Consider the following 20,948-nt stretch of genomic DNA (forward strand, 5'->3'; position numbering starts at 1 on the left):
CGTGACCGGCCTCTACGCCCAACTGCTGGACTTGATCCCGGCCTTCTGGTGGCCGTTTTGCCGGCTGATGGCCGCCTTCAGCGTCGCGCCCTTCATCGGCGAGGGCATGGTGCCGGTGCGGGTGCGCATCGGCCTGGCGCTGGCGCTGTCCGCCGCCACGCTGCCGGCCACCCTGCCGCTGCCCAAGCTGGACCTGTTCTCGCTGGCCGGCGTCGCCGCCAGCATCGAGCAGGCGGTGATCGGCCTCGTCTTCGGCCTCGCCTTCCAACTGGTGCTGGCGGTGCTGGCCGTGCTCGGCTTCCTAGTGTCCTCGCAGATGGCGCTGTCCATGGCGGTGATGAACGACCCCGGCAACGGCAACTCCTCCGACGTGGTGTCCAGCCTGCTCTACCTGCTGGGCGCCATGATCTTCTTCTCGCTGGACGGCCATTTGCTGCTGATCCAGGTGGTTTACGCCAGCTTCCAGGCCTGGCCGGTGGGCGGCGGCGTGCCGGCCGCCTCGCTGTCCATGCTGGCCGGCGGCGTGGCCTGGGTGCTGTCCGCCGCCATGCTGTTGGCGCTGCCTGCGGTGTTCGCCACCTTTGTAGTGCAGGCCGGCGTGGGCATGATCAACCGGGTGGCGCCGTCGCTGAACCTGTTCTCGCTGGGCTTCCCGCTGATTACTCTGTTCGGCCTGGGCACGCTGGGCCTGGTGGCACGCTTCATCCCGCAGCAATACCTGAACCTGAACGAACAGATGCTGCGCCTGCTGGGCGGCATGCTGAGAGCCGGCCATGGCTGAGGGGCGCGGCGGCGATAAAACCGAAAAGGCCACGCCGCACAAGCTGCGGCAGGCGCGCCAGCAAGGCCAGGTGCCGCGCTCGCGTGATCTGGCCGCCGCGCTGGGCCTGCTGTTGGCGCTGAAACTGGCTTTCTGGCTGATGCCGCAGTGGCTGGACGAGTTCCGGGAACTGTTCGCGCTGGCCTTCGCCCCGCTCTCCGGCAACGGCGCGCTGGACAACAGCTGGTCCAAGCTATTCGCCGGCACCTTGTTGCTGCTGGTCAAGATGGTGCTGCCGCTGGCGGTGATTCCGCTGTGCATGATCGTGGTTTCGCTTTATCCCGGCGGCTGGGTGTTCAGCTTCAACCATCTGCAACCCAAGCTGGAGCGCTTCAACCCGCTGGCCCACTTCGGCCGCATCGCCTCGGCGCGGCACGCCAGCGAAATCGGCAAATCCATCGCCAAGGCGCTGTTGCTGGGCTGGGTGCTGTACCGGCTGAGCCAGAGCGCTCTGGAGGATTTTTTCGCCTTGCAGGGCGCGCCCTTCGCCACCGCGCTGGCCGGCAGCGCCGAGCTGCTGATCAACGCCCTGCTGACGCTGACCGCGGTCTTCATGTTGTTCGCGCTGATCGACCTGCCGCTGCAAATCCTGCTGTTCATGAAGCAGCAGAAGATGAGCAAGCAGGAGATCAAGGAAGAGTACAAAAGCACCGAGGGCCGGCCGGAGATCAAGCAGCGCATCCGCCAGATCCAGATGCAGATGGCCCAACGCGGCGTGCGCAAGGCGGTGCCCACCGCCGACGTGGTCATCGTCAACCCCGAGCACTACGCGGTGGCGTTGAAATACGATGAGGAGCGCGCCGAAGCGCCGTTCATCATCGCCAAGGGCCTGGACGAGATGGCGCTCTACATCCGTCAGGTGGCCCAGGAGCATCAGGTGGACATCGTGCCGCTGCCGCCGCTGGCGCGCGCCGTCTACCACACCACCCAGGTCAACCAGCAAATTCCCGCGCCGCTGTACCGAGCGGTGGCGCAAGTCCTGACCTATGTCATGCAACTCAAGGCCTTCCGCAACGGATCGCGCCGCAGCCAGCCGCGGCTGCCGGACGATTTGCCGATCCCGCGCGACATGGCCGATCCCAGAACCGCACCATGAACGCTTTCACCCGACTGCTGGCCGACATCGGCCGCCACAAGATCGCCGCCCCGCTGTTTTTGCTGGCCATACTGGCCATGGTGATGCTGCCCTTGCCGCCGATGGCGCTGGACATGCTGTTCACCTTCAACATCGTGCTGGCCATCATCGTCATTCTGGTCAGCGTCTCCGCCAAGCGGCCGCTGGACTTCTCCGCCTTCCCCACCATCATTCTGGCCACCACCCTGCTCAGGCTGTCGCTGAACGTGGCCTCCACCCGGGTGGTGCTGCTGCACGGCCATGAGGGCACTCACGCCGCCGGCCGGGTGATCGAGGCCTTCGGCCAGGTGGTGATAGGCGGCAACTTCGTCGTCGGCATGGTGGTCTTCGTCATCCTGATGATCATCAACTTCATGGTGGTGACCAAGGGCGCGGAACGGATCTCGGAAGTATCCGCCCGCTTCACCCTGGACGCGCTGCCCGGCAAGCAGATGGCCATCGACGCCGACCTCAACGCCGGCCTGATCAATCAGGAGCAGGCGCAGCAGCGCCGCCGCGACATCGCCACCGAGGCCGATTTCTACGGCGCGATGGACGGCGCGTCCAAGTTCGTGCGCGGCGACGCCATCGCCGGCATCCTGATCCTGATCATCAATCTGTTCGGCGGCGTGGCCATCGGCGCGCTGATGCACGGCCTGTCCGCCGGCGACGCCTTCCGCCAATACGCGCTGATGACCATAGGCGACGGCCTGGTGGCGCAGATCCCGGCCCTGCTGCTGTCCTCCGCCGCCGCCATCATCGTCACTCGCATCAGCGACGACGGCGACATGCAGGAACAGGTGAGCAAGCAGATGCTGGCCTCCCCCACCGTGCTGATGAGCGCCGCCGGCATGATGCTGGTGCTGGCCGCCATCCCCGGCATGCCCTGGCCCACCTTCCTCGGCTTCGCGTTGCTGCTGGGCTTCGTCGCCTGGCGGCTGCATCAACGACAGCAAGTGCTGCCGAACCAGCCGGACCCAGCGCTGGCGAAAAGCGCGCTGGCCGGCGACGCCGACATCGAACTGGAATGGGGCGCCCTGCCCTATGTGGACGCTCTGGGCGTCAACCTGGGCTACAAACTGGTGTCGCTGCTGGACAAGAGCCAGGGCGCGCCGCTGGCCAAGCGCGTGCGCGGCGTGCGCCAAAGCCTGAGCGAGAGCATGGGCGTGCTGATGCCGCAAGTGAATCTGCGCGACGATCTTCGCCTCAAGCCCTCGCAGTACGCCATCCTGCTCAGCGGCAACACCGTGGCCGAAGGCGAGGTCTACGCCGACCGGCTGATGGCCATCCCCTCGCCGGAACTGTACGGCGAAGTGGACGGCATGCCCGGCGTGGACCCGGCCTACGCCATGCCTGTGACCTGGATCCTGCCGGACGACAAGAGCAAGGCGCTGGGCCTGGGCTACCAAGTCGTGGACTGCGCCAGCGTGGTGGCCACCCATCTGAACAAGGTGATGCGCGAGCACTTGTCCGAGTTGTTCCGCCACGACGACGTGGCCGCCATCAACGAGCGGCTGTCGGCGCTGGCGCCCAAGCTCGCCTCCGCGCTGAACCAGGCGCTGCCGGCGCCCTTGCAGCTCAAGGCCTACCGCCAACTGCTGACCGATAATGTGTCGCTGAAAGACATCGCCCCCATCGCCAACGCCCTGCTGGACGCCAGCGAGAGCAGCAAGGACCCCATCATGCTGGCGGCTGAAGTGCGTTGCGCGCTGAAGCGCCAGATCGTGCAGTCCATTCTGGGTCCGCGCGGCGAGATGAAGGCCTTCAACCTGTCCGCGGACCTGGAAAACTTGCTGCTGGGCGCTTTGAGCCAGGCGCAGCAAACCGGCAAGCCGCAGCTGGACAGCTTCCCCATCGACCCCAATGTGCTGCAGCAGCTGCAAGCCAATATGCCGGTGGTGCGCGACCAGATGAAGCAACTGGGCCACGCGCCCATCCTGCTGGTGATGCCGCAGATCCGCCCGCTGCTGGCGCGCTACGCGCGCTTGTTCGCCCCCGGCCTGCACGTGTTGTCCTACAACGAAGTGCCGGAGACCCGCGAAGTCAGCCTGACCGGCACTCTGGGCTGATCCGCCGCCCCTAATCCCGCGGGGCGCCGCGGGCGCGCGTCGTCGCGCCCGCACGCCCTTCGCATGATATGCGAAATTACAACACCCCCACTCCTGCGCCCGCCGTCGCCTTCATTTCCTAAACATCCCCAAATAATCAATCCTCTAGCGGCTGACATTCGGATATGACCCGCTAAGGCACAGGCATAATCCAGCCCGGATCTGTACCAAGGAACAGGTTTCAATCTGTATGCCTAATTTTAAAATGAAAGCCTTTTTTGCATTTTCGGCGAAAACTTTTCGCAAATTTTGCAAAATCTGACTAATATCGGCTAAAACCTAAAGTAAAGCGTCGACGTGCCCGCCCCTGCCCGGAAGGCCATCCGCCTTCCGCTCGCCGCCGCCGATAATGAACAAAGACAGCAGCCCTCCGCCCGCGCCGGCGGCAAGCTGCGGACCAGAACGACCCGATAGTCGCCCTACTCCAAAGACATGCAAATGACACAGAACAAGCCAACCACGGAAATCATCAACGCCAATATCCGCACCCATCTGGAGCAGCGCGGCCTGGCGGAGTCTCAACAGGTCAGCCTGATCGAAGAAGTGCTGGGCCTGAGCGCGTCGCAAACCTACCGCAAGCTCAACGGCAGCAGCCAGTGGCAGCTGGGTCAATTGGAGAAGCTGGCGCAATACCTGGGCCTGCCCACGTCCGAACTGCTGGTGTCGCAGGACAACCGCCGGCCGGTGCGGGTGCCGGACGCCGACCTGATCCCGGCCATCCTCCACCTGACCGACCACACCGAGGAAGCCCATTGCTGGATACAGCTGGGCGACGTGGTGCAGGACGATTCCATCTCGCCGCTCTTGCTGGCGCGTCGTCAGGGCGACAGCTGGCACGTGTATCCGGGCAGCCACGACCGCTGCATCAACGGCCACGAAGTCACCTATCTGGCGGTGCAGCCGCCCAAGCGCGCCAACAACAAGCGCTTGCTGGTGGCGGTGCTGGACGATATGGACGCCGACATCCTGGCCGCGGTGCTGGTGCGCCAGGGCCTGTTCGCCCTGCCCTACGAATCCCCGTCCGAACTGCTGGCCGCGCTGCCGCACGAGGAGTTCGACGCTTTCGTGCTGGACTGGGTGCTGGGCGACGAGGACTGCATGAAGGTCATCGAGACCATACGCCAGCGCTCGTCCACCGTGCCCATCATCGTGCTGACCGGCCATGCGGAGGAATACGAATCCGCGCTGCAGCAGGCCTTGCGCATTCAGGGCGTCTACTACATCGGCAAACCGACGCCGGGCTCCATTCTGGCGTTGCAGATCACCAATGTGGTCACCGCCGCCCACGATCTGGAAGTCTGAGAACCGGTTTACGATCTGCTCCGCTGCTCCGCTGCTCCGCTGCTGCGCTGCGGCGCTGCGGCGATACGGCGTTGAAACCAAGCTCAAAAATGCTCATGTACCACGTGTACATTCCGCTTTTTCGCTCGTTTTCGCCTTGTCTCGCCTTGGCTCGCGAGATGTTGAATAGGCAGCTGTTCACTATCGCCGCGGCGCGGCATTGAAAAAGCCCTGGAGGACATCCAGGGCTTTTTTGCGCGACGCGGGTCAAGCCCGCTTGCTGACCACGGTCAACATCTGCCGCAATTGACCGGCGTCGAAGGGCTTGGCCAGGATGCCGGCGAAGCGGCTCGCGCGCGGATCGTCAAAGGCCTCCGGATAAGCGCTCATCCCAACGATGGCGGTATGCTCGGCGCGCAGGCCGTTCCAGGCCCGCTCCGCCACCCGGTAGCCGCTGTCCGCGCCCAGATGCATATCCAGCAGCACGGCGTCGAAATCGGCTTGCTCCAGCGCCCGTTCCGCCAAGGCCGCCGTCTCCGCGGTGGCCACCTGATAGCCGTCGCGCTGCAGCAACTCGGCCAGGGTGTCGCGAATGTCGGCGTCGTCGTCCACGATCAACACCGATTGCGAGCCCGGCGTCTCCGCCGCCTGCACCGGTATGCGCACGGTGAAGCAGGCGCCCTTGCCCTCGGCGCTGTCCAGCGCTATGCAGCCGCCAAACAGATTGACCAGCTCCTTGACGATGGACAGGCCCAGCCCGCAGCTGCCGGCGCGTCTATGCTTGCCCTGGATGAAAGGCTGAAAAATACGCTGCTGGTACTCCAGCGGAATGCCCACCCCGGTGTCGCGCACTTGCAGCACCAGCTCGTGATGGCCGGTGGCGCGCAGGCAAGACACGCTGACCGTGACCGTGCCGCTATCGGTGTAGCGGATGGCGTTGGACACCAGATTGCCCACGACCTGACGCAGCCTGACCTCGTCCAGCAGCACCGTCGCCGGCAGCGGCCCGGCCTGGTAATTCAGCGCCAGGCCCTTGGCGTCGGCCAAGGGCCGCATCACATCCATGGTGGCTTGCAACACCTCGGCCAGCGGCATCGGCTGCGGATTCATCCGCAGTTTCATATTGCGGATGGCGCTGATGTCCATGATGTCGTGCACCTGGGCGGATAAATGCGACACGCTGGTTTTCAAGCGCTGCAAGGCGGTGCGCGCGGTTTTCTGGCCGTCCGCCACCGGCTCCAGCAATTCGATGCACACCTGCATCGACTGCAAGGGGGAACGGATCTCGTGGCTCAACGTGGCCAGGAAGGTGGTGCGGTCCAGCTCCATCGCCACCGTGGCCTGGTGCGCGGACTGCTCCTTCTCCAGCAAGGCCTGCTTGGCGCTGGCCAGACGCTTGACCGAGCTATAGCGCGACAGCAGCAAAATCACGGCGCAGATCACGCCCCACAACACCGACTGCAGATACAGCACATTGCTGCGCTGGCGGTCCAGATCCTCCAGCCGCTCGGTGCGGCTTTTGACCTCCGCCACCCTCGCCTCCACCGCGAAAGCCATCAGTTGCGGCCGCAGCAGGTCGATGCGCTCCAACAGCGCCGGCACCGAGGCCAGCGCAGGGTGGCTGAAAGCGGGATCGTTGAATAATTGCTGGTAATCCACCACCAGGGTGTCGAAACCCTTCACCTGGCGCAGCAACATCTGCACCCGCACCGGCGCCGGTTCGGAAAACACATGAAAGCGGCTGCTGGCTACTTCCAAGCGCCGCAACAGCTCGTCTTGCTTGATGCGGCCGGCCTGGAAGCCCACCAGCGCGGACTTGGCGCGCTCCATTTCCAGCTGGAATTGCGCCACCGACCAATACAAGTCCTCGCTGCTGTTGGCCACTGAATTGACCTTGCCCAGCTGGCTGATGCTGTAATACATGCCGCCGGCGGCGGTGATCAGCACCAACAGGCCCACCCACAGCATGCGCCGGCCTTCCGGCCAGCCGCCCCAGCCGGAAATCAGCCCCCGCAGACGGCCGGCCCAGCCCGGCCCTACGCCGGACGACGCTTGATTGTCCTGGTTCATCAGTTCACCACCAGACCGTCAATCTGCCAGATCAGCTTGGCGTCCAAGGCCGGCCCCTTGGCCGAATCCGGCATCTGCTCCAACGGATACATCAGCCACAACGGGCCGTAACGGGCTACGTTCATCGGCTGCTGGTTGAAGCGGCGGGCCAGGATGGCGCGGTACTTGACCAGCTCGCCGATAGGAATGGAATAGGTATAGTCGTTGAGCGCCACAAACTGGGCCTGATGGCCGTAGGCGCCCACTTTATTGAGGATGTCCCGCACCAGCGGCCCGCTGAAAGTGGCCTTGGGCGTCCAGCTGGTGGCGGTGACCAGCGAGGTTTGAGGCAAGGCCATCAGCGCGCTTTCGCGGAATTCGTACACGCTGCGCGCCGAATCGGTGAAATGACTGATCTTGCCAGACACCACCAGCAAAACCGGGTCGTCGCCCGCCCGGCACGCTTGCGCCAGCAGGACGAAAACCAGCAAGCAAAAGACTCTCTTCATCTTGGCCAACGCTTCACTTGATTGAAAAACCATACCGCCGCACTGCTCATCAACAGTCAGACAACTATAGAACCTGTTCACGATCTCGCGAGCTAAGGCGAGACAAGACGCCGCGGCGGAAATAGCGGATTGCGCCGACGGCGCCTGAGCGTTTCGAAAACACGCTCGCCATATCGGCAACGCTCAGCAGATTTTGAACAGGTTCTAAAAAAACGGCACGCTAGTCTGGTGCCGGTTCGCCGCCGAAAACGGCGCTGCCCGCGGGCGCTCCGTTTCGGCGGCAGGGGTCGGCCGCGACCGGCTTAGCGCCTGTTTACGATCTCGCGAGCTAAGGCGAGACAAGGCGAAAACGAGAGAAAAAGCGGAATGTACACGTGGTACATGAGCATTTTGAGCCGGTTTTCAACGCCGTATCGCCGACGCGCAGCAGATCGTAAACAGGTTCTTACTCTTCCAGCAGGCGCTTCACCACATCCACGTATTCCTGCTTCGCCTCGTCGCTGCCCTTGCCCTTCAGCTTTTCCCAGGCGTCGAACTTGGCGCGGTTGATGAAGTCCATCATGCCCGGGCGTTCGCCGGCGGCGTCGCCTTCGGTAGCCTGTTTGAACAGCGCGTACAGTTGCAACAGAGTCTGGTTGTCCGGACGCTCGGACAGGGTCTTGACATCGGCCTGGGCCTGGGTGAACAGAGTCTGCAGATCAGACATGGGAATTCCTTTGTTGAAGACCGGGACGTTGGTGCGCCCCTGATTGGAGATGTTAGCCGCCGGCAGCCAGTGCCGGAGAGCGGAATTTACCACGAACCCGCGCTGCGGTCAGCCCGCAGGCCCACACCGTCAGCGCTGTCCGGGCTGCGGCGGCGAAGCCGCTCCGTCGCCAGGTTCGGACTCAATCAAAATACGTTTATAGCTCTTCACCGCGATGCCATCCTTGCGCGCCGGCGAAAACCCGGCCTGACGAAAACGATCGAGCAAGGGCTGTTCGCTGCCGGCCGGCTGGGCGCTGACCCATTGCACCGCATCCACTTCGCCTCGTTCATTGATATAGACGCGCAATTCGATCCGGACCGCCACACCCGTCAAATCGGCCAGTTCAGGCAGTTCGATCGGCTGCAGCGGCACGGCCAGTTGCTCCAGCTGGCTGGCTGGATAATACAGGTCCAGACCCAGACGCTGCGGCAGTTCGTCTCCCGGCTGCGCGGCCTCGGCAAGGGGCGCCGACGCCGCGGCGGGAAGCTCGGCGGCTGGCGCCGAGGCGCTCTGCCTCGGCTCCGGTTCTGGTTCCGCCCCAAGCGCCGCCTCCGGCAGAGTCTGCTCCGCCCGCGGCGCGGTCCATGCCGGCGGCGCGGCGGCCGGCTCCAGCCGCGGCGGCTGCCTGGCCGCCGGCCGCGCCGCCGTCAGGCGCACGCTCAAGCCCGCCGGCGCGCCGTGCGCGCCGCCCACCGGCCACGGAGCCAAAATCGCCAGGCCATGCACGGTCAGCGAAAACGACAGGCCCAGCAAGATGCGGTCGCCGTTGGACAGGCCGCGCCAGCGCGCGCTCCAGCCCGGCCGCGCCGTCACCGCCGCGCTCCAATCGCGACAACGGCCTGAGCCGGCGTCGCGAGGACGCAGGAACAGGCCGTGGAAACCCGCCTAGCGGCGCATGGGCTCATGCGCTCACTTGGCGTTGAGCAGCTTCTCGATATCGTCGCCATCGATCGCGCCCGGCACCAGCTGGCCGTTGGCGAAGATCAGGCCCGGCGTGCCGGTGATGCCCAGCTTCTCGCCCAGTTGCTGAATCTTCTCCAGCGGAGTGTCGCAATTGTCCGGACCGGTCAGCGGCTTGCCGTCGCGCATGAAGCCGGACCAGGCCGCCACTTTGTCGGGCGAGCACCAGATCTGCTTGGACTTGCGCATAGCGTCCGGGTGCAACTGGGACAGCGGGTAGAGGAAGGTGTAGATGGTGACGTTGTCCAGATTCTTCAGGCCTTCGCGCTCCAGCTTCTTGCAGAACGGGCAGTCCGGATCGGAGAACACCGCCAGCTTGCGCTCGCCCTTGCCGCGCACTTCCTTCAGCGCGTATTCGAACGGCAGCGCCTTGAAATCCACTTTGTTCAGCTCGGCCATTTTTTTCTCGGTCAGGCTTTCCTTCTTCACCGCGTCGATCAGATCGCCGACGAAGAGATAGCTGGCGTCCGCATTGGTGTACACCACCTGCTTATTGTCCACCACCACCTCGTAAATGCCTTTCACCGGCGTGGCGGTCACCGCCTTGACCGGTTTGCCCGGGAAGCGGCCTTCAAACGCCTTTTTCACGTCGCCGGCGTTGCCGCTGCCGGCGGCTTGCGAGCAAGCGGCCAGCGCCATCATCAGGGAGGCGCCCAGCGCCAGGGACTTCAGGTTCTTCTTCATCAATCTTTATCCTCAAGGGAAGGTTCAGTAACCAATTGCCTGGCGAGCGAATTGCCGCTTCAAAGGCTTCAGGCAATTAGTCAGGTTCAAGCCGGTATTGCGCAACCAAGGCAGACCCGGCGCCTTGGCCTGGAACAGCTGAAACAGGCCGTCGCAGCCCAACTGCATGGTTTTCACCGCTTCGCGCCGCTGGCGCTCGTAACGACGCAGCAGCATCCAGTCTCCGGCGTCGCGCTCGCCGGCCAGCAAGGCGGCCAATTGCGCCGCGTCCTGGAAACCCAGGTTCACGCCCTGGCCGGCCAGGGGGTGCACGGTGTGGGCGGCGTCGCCCACCAGCACCACCCGCTCCGCCGCCACCCGCTCCGGCTGGATCAAGCGCAGCGGAAACGCCGCCGCGGGAGTGATGACCGCCAATGCGCCCAGCGCCCGTCCTCCGGCCGCGGCCACCGTCTCCGCCAGTTGCTCCGGCGACAGTTGCAGCAAACGCTCGGGATCAGAGCTTGACCACACCATGGAAATTCGGTTCCCGGCCATGGGCAGCCAGGCCAGGATGCTGTCGCCGGTGAACCATTGCCGCGCCACGCCGCCGTGCGGGCGTTCGCAATCGAAATTGGCCACCACCCCGCTCTGGCCGTAAGGCTTGACGCTGGCGTCCAGGCCGGCCTGCTCGCGCACCCAGGAGTTGGCGCCGTCCGCGCCGACCAGCAAGGCGGCGCTCAGCCGGCGGCCGTCGTCCAACGTCAACGCCGCGCCAAGCGCGTCGGCGCGCAGCGCCTGCGGCTTGATGCCCGCCAGGCAATCCACGCCGGACGTCGCCAGACGCCGCCACAGCGCGGCCAGCAGCCAGCGGTTTTCGGCAATCCAGGCCAGCGCGTGCTCGCCGGCGTCGCTGGCGGCGAACTGGATGCGGCCGCCGGCGTCCCCGCGCACGTCCATCGCTTCAATCGCCCCCAGCCGCTCGGCGCCGGGCCAGGCGTCAAGGCTCTCCAGGAAGCGGCGGTTGGCCGGGCTCACCGCGTAGATGCGCGCGTCCCAGCCCTGCTCCAGCCCCTCTAGCTGAGGCGGCCGCCCTTCGAGCAAGGCCACTCGCTTGCCCGCGCGGTCCAAGGCCAGCGCCAGGCTAGCGCCCACCAGGCCGCCGCCCACGACGATCACATCGTACTGCAATGCTTTCACATCCGCTCCCATCAGACGCCGAACACCAAATGGCTGGCGAACTTGCGCCGCAGCGGCGGCAACGCGTCCAGCGCGCTGAGGCCGACACTGCGCATGGCGCTGACCACCGGATGATGGCCGTCGAATAATTTAATCAAACCATGGGTGAAACCCACTACCGCGTGGCTGTCCACCCGTCGCGACGCGGCATAGGCCGCCAGCGCGGCGGCGTCTCCGGGATCGGCCGCGCCGGCCAGCGCCGCGCTGAGGCCGGCGGCGTCGCGCAGGCCCAGGTTCAGGCCCTGCGCCGCCACCGGGTGCATGGTTTGCGCGGCGTTGCCTATCATCGCCACCCGGCCGCTGACCACGCGGTTGAGCTGCTTCAGCGCCAGCGGGAACGCCGCGCGCGGCCCCACGCTCAGAATGCGGCCCTGGCGCTCGCCGAAGGCCTGCTGCAAAGCGGCGGCCACCTCGGCGTCGTCCGCAGCCTGCAAGCGGGCGGCGTCCTCGGCGCTGCGGGTCCACACCAACATATAAGCGTCGCCGTGCGGCAACAGGGCCAACGGCCCGTCATGGGCGAAGCGCTCGTAGGCCACGCCCTTGGGCGGCAATTCGGTGCGCACCTCGGCCAGCACCGCGCACTGGCGGTAATCGTGGCTCAGGCGCTTGACGCCGGGCAGGCTTTCCGCCAGCGCGCCGCCCTCGGCCATCACCGCCAGCCGGCAGGTCAAGACGCTCTCGCCGGCGTCGGACGCCACCGTCACCACCGCGTAATGACTGAGGCTCTTGACCTCCCTCACCCGGTGACGCCACAGCACGCGCACGCCGGCTCGCTCCAGCGCGCCGCCCAGCGCCGCCACCAACGCGGGGTAGTCCACCACCGCGCCCAGGTGAGGCAGGCCCACGTCCTCGCCCTGCAACAGGGTGCGGCCGCAAGCGCCTTGCTGCGACACGTGCACGCTGTCGATCAAGGACGCCGGCAAAGCCTCCGGCCAAGCGCCGGCTTCGCGCAGCAGCTCGCGGCTGTGCCAGGACAGCGCCAGCGCGCGCGCGTCGCGCACCGCCTCGTCGCGGCCTCGGGCCTCCACCAGCGTCACCTCGCGGCCGGCGCGCGCCAGCCGCAGCGCGGCCAGCGCCCCCACCGGGCCGCCGCCTATGATCACCACGTCCGCATGTTCATTTGTCTGTTGCTGCATGTCTGCTTCCTTCCTGTTTCCTCGGGACACAGGCTCCGGATACTCAATTCTCGTTCATCAGCGCTTCGATCTGATCAATCTGCTTGGGCACGCCGCCGGTATAGACCTCGCAGCCCTGCTCGGTAATCAGCACGTCGTCTTCGATGCGCACGCCGATATTGTGCAAGGCGGCCGGCACGCCGTCCGCCGGGCGGATATACAAGCCCGGCTCCACCGTCACGCACATGCCGGGCTGGTAAGCGCGCCACAGACCGTTGCGCTTGCGCGCGCCCACATCGTGCACATCCAGGCCGATCAGATGGCCGATGCCGTGCATGTAGAACTGGCGGTAAGCGCCGGATTCGATCACCCCGTCCACGCTGCCTTGCAGCAGCCCCAGGTCCAGCATGCCCTGAGCCAGCACCGCCAGCGCGGCGTCGCCGGATGCGTTCCAGGGCACCTTGGGCCCCAGCGCGGCGATGGCCGCCGCCTGCGCCGCCAGCACCACTTCATAGACGTCGCGCTGCGGGCCGCTGAAGCGGCCGTTGATCGGGAAGCTGCGGGTGATGTCGCCGGCGTAACCTTCCAGCTCGCAGCCGGCGTCGATCAACAGCATCTCGCCGTCGCGCAGCAGGCCGTTGTTGGCGCAGTAATGCAGGGTGCAGGCATGGGCGCCGCCGGCGACGATGCTCTCGTAGGAGGGCTGGCGAGCGCCGCGGCTGACGAAGGCGTGCAGGATTTCCGCCTCGATCTGGTATTCATGCAGGCCGGGCCGGGCGGCGCGCATCGCCTGCACATGGCCGGCGGCGGAAATTTCGCCGGCGCGGCGCAGCAACGCGATCTCGCTGTCGTCCTTGATCAAGCGCATCTCGTCCAGCAGCGCGTGCACGTCGCCGTAGCAACTGGGCGCCGGCGCGCCGTGGTAGGCGCGCTGGCGCAGGCTGTCCAGCCAGCCGTTGACGCGCGCGTCGAACTTGGCGTCGCGGCCCAGGCTCCAGCACAGCCGGCCGCAGCCGGACAGCAGCTCCAGCATCCGCGCGTCCAGCTCCGCGACGGGATAAGCCTCGTCGAAACCGAAAGCCTCGGCCGCCGCCTGCGGCCCGTGGCGGAAGCCTTCCCAGATTTCCATGTCCGGATTCTTGTCGCGGCAGAACAGGATGGACTTGCCGCTGCGCCCGTCCAGCACCAACACCGCTTCCGGCTCGGCGAAGCCGGTCAGGTACAGGAAATGGCTGTCCGGGCGATAGGGATAGAAATTATCGGCGTTGCGCACCGCTTCCGGCGCGGTGGGCAGCACCGCGACGGCGTCGCCCAGGGCGGACAGCAGGCGGGCGCGGCGGGCGGCATGAGGCGTGGGCATGGCGGAATCCAGGCAAGAGACCGGCGCGGTCGTAAAAGCGGCAGTTTACACCGCCGCCCGCGCCAACCCAAGCCCCGCCGCCGGGCAAGGCCCGGTCCATGCCCGACTCAGCGCTCCAAGCCGGTGGCTCGCTGGAAAGCGGTATGTGGGCCGCGAAACCGCTTCTCCGCTTCGAACCAGACAGCAGAGCGGCTTAAGATTCCCCGATGTTCAATTCTCTTGCTCATCTTGCAGCCTCGGAGGCACCCATTCGCCGCCGCGTTGGCCTATGGTCCGATCAAGCTTTTGCGCCCATTCCACCTTGCGGCCATTCTCGATGTCGTAGCCGTTACGCCGCTCTAAATTGCCTTTGTCGTTGTAGAAGGTCCATTTCTCGCCAGTGACGACATAGGTGGTCAACGTTGCGCGATAGATCTGGCCATCTTTTACCCAGAGTTCGATGTGGCGCTGGTCTGCCAGTGCATCGAGTTCCGGGCGTGGGAAACCGGCGCTGTTGTCGGGCAGAACGCCGAGCAGATAGCGGCCATCGGTCTTGATGCGGAGGATTTTAAGGGGGATGTCGGCGGTGAAGGGTTCTGTTTTGGCTTGGTAATTGATTTCATGGTCAGTTTTGTCTCTGCCTTGCTCGGTGAAAGTGGATAGCCAAGAGCGTTTGCGACCATCTGATTCAACATAGAAACCACGTATTCCTTGACGTAGGCCATCGTCGGACTTGTAGCTGAAATGAACCGCGCCAATATCTGTTCGGGTGACTCGTTCGGCTGAACGCACTTCAGCAACAAAGATGTCCGCCTTGATATAAATCGGCTCCCATAGCGCCTGTTCTATGGTCAGCAGCCGGTTGATCTGGCCATCCGCATCCAGGCCGAAGAAATAGATGCCGTTGACCTTGATGCCGAAGCGCTCATAGTCGATGGGGCCAGTAAAGGGTTCGCGTTTATAGCTGCTGCCCTTTCGATAAGCGATTTTTTGGCTTTGATTAATAGCAATCTGGGTGTAGCCGTCTTTCTGCTCCGTCGCCTCTAAAGTCTGAATTTCCCCGACGAAGTAATCTGTAGAAAAGGTCCGGGGACTTTCACGCACGTAGTACGGGGTATTGACATGCAGGCGTTCGCCGTTGGAGTCAGTGGTGTAGTTAAGGCTCATGGGGAGTATCCATAAAACCAGCCATCGGACGGCCGGGTATTGTTGAATGTGATAGCCAAGCAGGCCCAGCAACATGAGCAGCAGAACGCCGATCAGTGAGGCTTTTTGCCAGATCTTCATAACCAGTTCCGGCGCTTCAGCTCGTCGCGCGTCATGGTGGTGTGTGCTACCAGTTGGTCAACATAGTCAGGCTTGATCAGCCGGCGTGCGGTACTGGTGGTGGTGGCGACGATGACGCCGGGTCCACCAAAGACCGCACCCTTGGCAGCTTCCTTCAGCACCAGGCCACGCAGCTTGTCGAAGTGGGGGTCGATGTCGGCGTTCAACAATTCCAGATCAATCAGCTGGCAGTCGTGCAGCAAGCGCCAGATGAAGGTGTGGCAGTTGTTTTCGCCGAAGCTGTCCAGCCGATAGCTCCAGCGGCCGCCGGATTGATCCTTGTAAGCGGCGGCGAAGGCGCGGATTTCGTCTATCACCGCCGTCTCTGCGCGCTGGTCGGTCAAGCCCAGGTAGAGCGGCTGGACGCTGCGGGCATCCGGGTTGCCGTGGTTGGGGTCGTAAGGGTAGGGCTGATGACCGATACCGCGACCAGCCAGGAGTTCATACTTTTTCTTGTTCTCCTGGCTTTTCTTATCTGCCGCGCGGCGAGCTTTAGAGTCGCCATTGATGCAGCCCTCAACATCCCACATTGCGCTGAGCTGATCCTTCTTGCTCTCCATGCCGGTGATATCCGCCGCCGGATACCAGCCATAGCTTTCCTTGGTGTTGGGATCGTTGTGGTCAATTTCCACCCAGTAGTGGCCGGGGCCGCGGGGCTTGTCCTGGATGGCCCCTCCCTGTTGCAGAATGCCCTTGCCCCAAAACGGGATGCGCTTGAGGCGGACGCGGCTGAGTTGGCGTGGGAAGTGGATGGCGGTGTAGCTGGCCAGGCTGGCGGCCTGGGTCACACCTTCGCCGGTAATCCAGAAGTCCATGCTTATTCTCCTTGTGGCTCAAACACGATCTTGAGTTGGGATTTGGCGTAGCGACTGTTAATAACGTTGGAATTACTCCGGCTCTGTGATGTTGTCTCCCATACCCGCATACAGTTTCCCGCAGGCGAATTTGTGGAACTTGGAGCAGGGAAAGGATGAGCCAAATAAGATCGTGGTTGCGGTGCAAAAAAGGTCCAGCACTTTGTCGAGGAAAGGGGAATGAGCTGAACGCGGCCGGCGCACATGGACTCGCCCAGCAAGCGGGAATGGTAATCTGATGGCGATATTGTGGCGGCATGGCGACTTCCCCGGCTGAACACGCGAAGAAGTTGAATACCTTAAGCTGAGAGACAGAGCGGCAATATAGGATTAATCCTAAATGTCATGAGCAATGCGACCCAAGACCGCCGCCATGCCATGGCGGTGCCTTGTCCGCTTATGCTTTTCGCCATGGTCATCCCAAAAAACGGCGGGGAGTACCCCGCCGCCATGCAAACGCCTACCCAACAAGAAGCAGTTCAAAATCTCGCGAGCAAGTGTGAGATCGTTAACACGCTATCAAGTGGCGGCGGACAGCATCCACTCATGCGCCGGATCGTTGTGGAAGCGCCATTCGCGGCGCGGCCCGGCCATCACGTTGAGGTAGTAGGATTCATAGCCGTGCGGCACGCACACCGGGTGGTAGCCGCGCGGCACCAGCACCACGTCGCCGTCCTCCACCGCGTGGGATTGGTCCAGATCGCGCTCGTCGGTGTAGACGCGCTGGAACACGAAGCCCTGCGCCGGGCTCACCCGGTGGTAATAGGTTTCCTCCAGCTGGCTCTCCGCCGGCAGCGCGTCGCGGTCGTGCTTGTGCGGCGGATAGCTGGACGAATGGCCGGACGGGGTGCGCACTTCCACCACCAGCAGGCCGTCCGCCTCCGCCTGCTGCGGCAGGATGTCGGTGACGTAGCGGGTGTTGCTCCCCTGCCCGCGCACGCTCTGCGTCATGTCTTGCGGCCGGATCAGCCGCGGCGGCCGGATCAGCGGCCGGCCCGGCGCCGAGCACAGCGCCACTTCGGCCGCGCCGCGGGCGACGATGCGCAACGCACAGCCGGCGGGAATATAAGCCGCCCACGGCGCTTGCCCGTCGAACACGTCGGCGCGGCCGCCCACGCCCGGCCAGCGCTGTTCGCCGGCGACGATGTCGACGACGCCGGCCAGTACCACCACGCAGCATTCCCGTTCCGCTTGCAGCCAGTCCTCCGCCTCACCGTCGGCCAAGCGCAAGGCGCGGAAACCGACATGTCGCCAGCCGGCGGAGGCCGGCGTCACATCGGCGGCGACGCGGCCGGCCGCCGCTCTAACCCGCAAATCAGGCTGATTCATGCGCAACTCCTTTCCGGCGCGCCGGCGCGGATGGCGGCCACCAGGCCGGCCAGGGTGCGAAAGCCCAGCTCGGCGTAGCGGTAGCTGGGCGCCACCACCGGGTCCTGTTCCGCCTCCACCACCAGCCAGCCGCGATAGCCGTGCTCGGCTAGCGTGCGCAGCAGGGCTTCAAAATCGATAACGCCGTCGCCGGGCACGGTGAACACGCCGTTGAGCACTGCTTCCAGGAAGCTCCAACCTCGGTTGCGCGCCAGCCGCGCCACCTGCGGGCGGATGTCCTTGCAATGAACGTGGACCACGCGGCCGATATGACGGCGTAGCACCGCCAGCGGTTCGCCGCCGGCGAAGGCGATGTGGCCGCTGTCGAACAGCAGGCCCACTTCCGGGCCGGTGACCGCCATCAGCGCGTCCACATCGTCCGGGGTTTCGACGTAGGCCCCCATATGGTGGTGGTAAGCCAGCGCCAGGCCGTGGCTTTGCAGATGGCGGCCGAAGGCGTTCAGCCGCTCGCCGTAGTCGCGCCATTGCCGCTCCGAGCCAAAGCGCGGGCGCTGGCTCAAGGGCCTCGGCTGGCCCTGTATCGCCTGGGCCACTTCGCCGTAGACCATCACCCGGCAGCCGCTGGCGGCCAGTAGCCGCAGATGCGGCTCCGCCGCGGCGATTTCCTCATCCACGCCGCGCTCGGCCAGCCGGCCGGAATGCCAGCCGGACACACATTGCAGGCCGTGCGGCGCCAGCGCCGCCGCCAGCGCCTCCGGCTGACGCGGGAATTTATTGCCCAGTTCGAAGCCGCGGTAGCCTATGGCCGCGCCTTCGGCCAGCGCCTGCTCCAGCGAAATCTCGCCGCCCAGCGACGGCAGGTCGTCATTGCTCCAGGAAATCGGATTGATGCCGATTTTCACATCGAATGCATGCATTGCCTTGTTCCCCGCTATTCGTATTGACGCCGGCGCAGCCGGTCTTCATAAGCCTGGCGCGCGGCGCGGACCTCGGCCCGTTCCGACACCTCCGGCACCGCCACTTCCCACCAGCAGCCGCCGGCCTCGGTGGTGCGCGCCGGATCGGTGTCGATCACGATCAGATAGCTGCGCTCGGCGGCGCGGGCGCGGACCAGCGCCGCCTCCAGGCCGGCGATGTCGGCTACATGTTCGGCCTCGGCGCCCAGCGCGCGGGCATGGGCGGCGAAATCCACCCGCGGCGCGCCGTGGCGGCCCTGGCGGCAGTCGTCCAGCAAATTGTTGAACGGCGCGCCCCCGCAGGCTTGCTGCAAGCGGTTGATGCAGCCGTAGCCGCGGTTGTCCAGCAGCACCACGATCAGCTTGCGGTCCAGCATCACCGAAGTCGTCAGCTCGCTATTCATCATCAGATAACTGCCGTCGCCCACCATCACGATGACTTCGCGCTCCGGCCGCGCCATCTTCACGCCCAGACCGCCGGCGATTTCATAGCCCATGCAGGAATAGCCGTATTCCAGGTGGTAGCCGCCCGGCGTCGCCGCGCGCCACAGCTTGTGCAGCTCGGCCGGCAGGGTGCCGGCGGCGCAGACCACGATGTCGTCGCGCTCGGAGCCGGGGTGGCGCTGCACCGCGCCGATCACTTCCCCGTCGTAAGGCAGGCCGCGAGGCTGTCGCTGGCCGGTGACGCGCGCCGTCTCCGCGCGCCAGTCCTCGGCCAGCGCGCGCGCCTCGCCGCTCCAGCCGGCGTCGGCGCGCCAGCCGTCCAGCCGCGCCGACAGCGCGTCCAGGCACAGCGCAGCGTCGCCGGTCAAAGCCACGGCGTCGGCCTTGATCCCGTCCAGCGCGTTGACGTTGACGCTCAGCAGCCGCGCCTGATGAAACAACTGCCCGGAGCCGGTGCTGAAGTCCTGCAAACGGCTGCCCAGGGCCAGCACCAAGTCAGCCCGTTCCGCCAACCGGTTGGCGGCCGGCGAGCCGGTGACGCCTATCGCGCCCAATTGCAGCGGATGGTCCCAGGGCAAGGCGCTCTTGCCGGCCTGGGTTTCGGCCACCGGCGCGCCGTGGCGCTCGGCGAAGGCGCGCAAGGCCGCCGCGCCGCCGGCGCTGTAGAGCACGCCGCCGCCGGCCACGATCAGCGGCCGCCGCGCGGCGGCCAGCGCCCGCGCCGCCCGCTCCAGCACATCCGGTTCCGGCGGCGGCGCGGCGATGCGCCACAGCCGCGGCCGGAACCAGTCCGTCGGATAGTCCCAGGCCATGGTCTGCACGTCCTGCGGCAGCGCCAGCGTGGCCGGCCCGCACTGCGCCGGATCGGTCAGCACCGCCAGCGCGCGCGGCAAGGCCGTGAGCAGCTGCGCCGGGTGGACGATGCGGTCGAAATAGCGCGACACCGGCCGCAGGCAGTCGTTGACCGACAAGGTGCCGTCCTGCGGCGCTTCCAATTGCTGCAGCACCGGGTCCGGCGCGCGCGACACGAACACGTCGCCGGGCAAGAGCAGCAGCGGCAGCCGGTTGACGTGAGCCAGCGCCGCCGCGGTGACCAGGTTGGTGGCGCCGGGGCCGATGGAGCTGGTCACCGCCATCATCCGGCGGCGGAAATGGGCTTTGGCGTAGGCGATGGCCGCGTGGGCCATGCCTTGCTCATTATGAGCGCGCCAGGTGGGCAGGCTGTCGCCGGCCTGCTGCAGCGCCTCGCCCAGGCCGGCGACGTTGCCGTGGCCGAAAATGGCCCACACCCCGGCGAACAGCGGCAGCTCCTCGCCGTCCAGCTCCACCCGTTGCGCGGCCAGATAGCGCACCAGCGCCTGGGCCATGGTCAAACGAATCGTGCTCATCGCGCGCCCTCCTCGCTGAGCGCGCGGCCGGCCGCTCCGCGTTCCTCGCGCCACACCGCCACCAGTTCGGCGAATCGCGCGCCGGCCTCGGTCACCAGGCCGGCGTCGTCGATCTCGCCGGCCAGCCAGCGCTCGGCCGGCCGCTGGAACAGGCTGCGACCCACCATGAAGCCGCGGCAACTGCGGCTGGCGCGCGCGGCGGCGAAGCCCCGGCGCAGCACGTCCAAGGGGGCGTTCAATCCCAGCAACACCACGCCGCGGCAATAGGGATCGCGCTCGGCGATCAGCGCGTCCAGCGCCGGCCACTGCGCGGCGGTGGGCGGCTCCAGCTTCCACCAGTCCGGATAAATGCCCAGGTTGTACAGGCGCTTGAGCGCGCGGTAGACGGTGTCGTCCGCGCGCGGCAAATCCTTGGACGGGATGATTTCCAGCAGCAATTCGTGGCCGCTGGCCTGGGCGGCGTCGTAGAGCGCGCGGACCTGCGCCTCCTGCTCCAGCCGGTTGTCCAGCTCATCGTCCGGGTGGTACTGGACCAGGCATTTGATCACCTGCTCGCGCGGCCAGGCGGCCAGCGCCCCGGCCATCGCGCGGCCCTGCTCGAACACCAGCGGATTGGACCCTGGCAGCTCCACCGGCCGGCCCACCCACCAGCCGCGGCCGGTGGCGGCGTACAACGCGTCGGCGCCGTAGCGCTCGTCTATCAGCACCC

18 protein-coding genes are annotated in these 20,948 nt (G+C 65.7%); 4 read left to right on the forward strand and 14 right to left on the reverse strand.

Annotated elements, in window-relative coordinates:
* Position 1 precedes the first annotated feature (1 nt).
* The 4 genes from fliR (at position 2) to HA052_RS16850 (ending at position 5,344) form a co-directional block, all read left to right on the forward strand.
* Positions 2-781 (forward strand): flagellar biosynthetic protein FliR, encoded by a 780-nt coding sequence (gene fliR / locus HA052_RS16835; protein ID WP_166452764.1) that lies wholly within the window; start codon positions 2-4, stop codon positions 779-781.
* The gene (gene flhB / locus HA052_RS16840) at positions 774-1,916 is read left to right on the forward strand and encodes a flagellar type III secretion system protein FlhB (RefSeq protein ID WP_166452765.1); all 1,143 of its coding nucleotides are present in this window, start codon (positions 774-776) and stop codon (positions 1,914-1,916) included. Before fliR ends, flhB begins: the two co-directional genes overlap by 8 nt.
* Positions 1,913-4,003, forward strand: coding sequence for a flagellar biosynthesis protein FlhA (locus HA052_RS16845; protein WP_081545817.1), 2,091 nt, complete (start codon positions 1,913-1,915; stop codon positions 4,001-4,003). The genes flhB and HA052_RS16845 overlap by 4 nt, the downstream gene beginning before the upstream one ends.
* Positions 4,004-4,480: 477 nt before the next feature.
* The gene (locus tag HA052_RS16850) at positions 4,481-5,344 is read left to right on the forward strand and encodes a helix-turn-helix domain-containing protein (RefSeq protein WP_019101843.1); all 864 of its coding nucleotides are present in this window, start codon (positions 4,481-4,483) and stop codon (positions 5,342-5,344) included.
* A 246-nt stretch (positions 5,345-5,590) separates the two neighbouring features.
* On the opposite strand, the gene HA052_RS16855 is transcribed toward HA052_RS16850, so the two are convergent.
* The 14 genes from HA052_RS16855 to HA052_RS16920 form a co-directional block, all read right to left on the reverse strand.
* Positions 5,591-7,393 carry an ATP-binding response regulator gene (locus HA052_RS16855; RefSeq protein ID WP_166452766.1) on the reverse strand — a complete coding sequence of 601 codons (1,803 nt, stop codon included), beginning with the start codon at positions 7,391-7,393 and terminating at the stop codon, positions 5,591-5,593.
* Positions 7,393-7,863 (reverse strand): putative pterin-binding protein, encoded by a 471-nt coding sequence (locus tag HA052_RS16860; protein ID WP_166452767.1) that lies wholly within the window; start codon positions 7,861-7,863, stop codon positions 7,393-7,395. Before HA052_RS16860 ends, HA052_RS16855 begins: the two co-directional genes overlap by 1 nt.
* Before the next feature lie 463 nt (positions 7,864-8,326).
* Positions 8,327-8,587, reverse strand: a complete 261-nt coding sequence (locus HA052_RS16865) for an acyl-CoA-binding protein (RefSeq protein WP_019101840.1) — start codon at positions 8,585-8,587, stop codon at positions 8,327-8,329.
* Between the two features lie 129 nt (positions 8,588-8,716).
* A complete protein-coding gene (locus tag HA052_RS16870) occupies positions 8,717-9,442 on the reverse strand; it encodes an energy transducer TonB (RefSeq protein ID WP_166452768.1) in 726 nt (241 codons plus the stop codon).
* Positions 9,443-9,538: 96 nt separating this feature from the next.
* Complete coding sequence (locus HA052_RS16875) at positions 9,539-10,273, reverse strand: DsbC family protein (RefSeq protein WP_166452769.1); 735 nt, start codon at positions 10,271-10,273, stop codon at positions 9,539-9,541.
* Between the two features lie 24 nt (positions 10,274-10,297).
* Positions 10,298-11,449, reverse strand: a complete 1,152-nt coding sequence (locus HA052_RS16880) for a UbiH/UbiF family hydroxylase (protein WP_346774568.1) — start codon at positions 11,447-11,449, stop codon at positions 10,298-10,300.
* Between the two features lie 11 nt (positions 11,450-11,460).
* Complete coding sequence (locus HA052_RS16885; RefSeq protein ID WP_166452771.1) at positions 11,461-12,624, reverse strand: FAD-dependent oxidoreductase; 1,164 nt, start codon at positions 12,622-12,624, stop codon at positions 11,461-11,463.
* A gap of 43 nt (positions 12,625-12,667) precedes the next feature.
* Complete coding sequence (locus HA052_RS16890) at positions 12,668-13,963, reverse strand: aminopeptidase P N-terminal domain-containing protein (protein ID WP_166452772.1); 1,296 nt, start codon at positions 13,961-13,963, stop codon at positions 12,668-12,670.
* Positions 13,964-14,173: 210 nt separating this feature from the next.
* Positions 14,174-15,229: a hypothetical protein gene (locus HA052_RS16895; protein WP_166452773.1), complete on the reverse strand. Its 1,056-nt coding sequence runs from the start codon at positions 15,227-15,229 to the stop codon at positions 14,174-14,176.
* Complete coding sequence (locus HA052_RS16900) at positions 15,226-16,083, reverse strand: hypothetical protein (RefSeq protein WP_166452774.1); 858 nt, start codon at positions 16,081-16,083, stop codon at positions 15,226-15,228. The genes HA052_RS16895 and HA052_RS16900 overlap by 4 nt, the downstream gene beginning before the upstream one ends.
* 558 nt (positions 16,084-16,641) lie before the next feature.
* Entirely contained in the window at positions 16,642-17,451 is an 810-nt protein-coding gene (gene iolB, locus HA052_RS16905; RefSeq protein WP_166452775.1) for a 5-deoxy-glucuronate isomerase, read from the reverse strand.
* The gene (gene iolE, locus HA052_RS16910; RefSeq protein WP_166452776.1) at positions 17,448-18,368 is read right to left on the reverse strand and encodes a myo-inosose-2 dehydratase; all 921 of its coding nucleotides are present in this window, start codon (positions 18,366-18,368) and stop codon (positions 17,448-17,450) included. The genes iolB and iolE overlap by 4 nt, the downstream gene beginning before the upstream one ends.
* A 14-nt stretch (positions 18,369-18,382) precedes the next feature.
* Positions 18,383-20,239 carry a 3D-(3,5/4)-trihydroxycyclohexane-1,2-dione acylhydrolase (decyclizing) gene (gene iolD, locus HA052_RS16915; RefSeq protein WP_166452777.1) on the reverse strand — a complete coding sequence of 619 codons (1,857 nt, stop codon included), beginning with the start codon at positions 20,237-20,239 and terminating at the stop codon, positions 18,383-18,385.
* On the reverse strand, positions 20,236-20,948 hold a 713-nt coding region (locus tag HA052_RS16920), incomplete at its 5' end, for a 2-deoxy-5-keto-D-gluconate 6-phosphate aldolase domain-containing protein (RefSeq protein ID WP_166452778.1). The genes iolD and HA052_RS16920, both read right to left, overlap by 4 nt.

The sequence above is a fragment of the Chromobacterium fluminis genome, from assembly GCF_011602385.1.
Taxonomy (GTDB): Bacteria; Pseudomonadota; Gammaproteobacteria; order Burkholderiales; family Chromobacteriaceae; genus Chromobacterium; species Chromobacterium fluminis.

Coding starts and splice junctions, on each gene's coding strand:
- flhB (WP_166452765.1), top strand. CDS start 774: ATGGCTGAGGGGCGCGGCGGCGATAAAACCGAAAAGGCCACGCCGCAC.
- HA052_RS16845 (WP_081545817.1), top strand. CDS start 1,913: ATGAACGCTTTCACCCGACTGCTGGCCGACATCGGCCGCCACAAGATC.
- HA052_RS16850 (WP_019101843.1), top strand. CDS start 4,481: ATGACACAGAACAAGCCAACCACGGAAATCATCAACGCCAATATCCGC.
- HA052_RS16855 (WP_166452766.1), bottom strand. CDS start 7,393: ATGAACCAGGACAATCAAGCGTCGTCCGGCGTAGGGCCGGGCTGGGCC.
- HA052_RS16865 (WP_019101840.1), bottom strand. CDS start 8,587: ATGTCTGATCTGCAGACTCTGTTCACCCAGGCCCAGGCCGATGTCAAG.
- HA052_RS16875 (WP_166452769.1), bottom strand. CDS start 10,273: ATGAAGAAGAACCTGAAGTCCCTGGCGCTGGGCGCCTCCCTGATGATG.
- HA052_RS16885 (WP_166452771.1), bottom strand. CDS start 12,624: ATGCAGCAACAGACAAATGAACATGCGGACGTGGTGATCATAGGCGGC.
- HA052_RS16890 (WP_166452772.1), bottom strand. CDS start 13,963: ATGCCCACGCCTCATGCCGCCCGCCGCGCCCGCCTGCTGTCCGCCCTG.
- HA052_RS16895 (WP_166452773.1), bottom strand. CDS start 15,229: ATGAAGATCTGGCAAAAAGCCTCACTGATCGGCGTTCTGCTGCTCATG.
- HA052_RS16900 (WP_166452774.1), bottom strand. CDS start 16,083: ATGGACTTCTGGATTACCGGCGAAGGTGTGACCCAGGCCGCCAGCCTG.
- iolB (WP_166452775.1), bottom strand. CDS start 17,451: ATGAATCAGCCTGATTTGCGGGTTAGAGCGGCGGCCGGCCGCGTCGCC.
- iolE (WP_166452776.1), bottom strand. CDS start 18,368: ATGCATGCATTCGATGTGAAAATCGGCATCAATCCGATTTCCTGGAGC.
- iolD (WP_166452777.1), bottom strand. CDS start 20,239: ATGAGCACGATTCGTTTGACCATGGCCCAGGCGCTGGTGCGCTATCTG.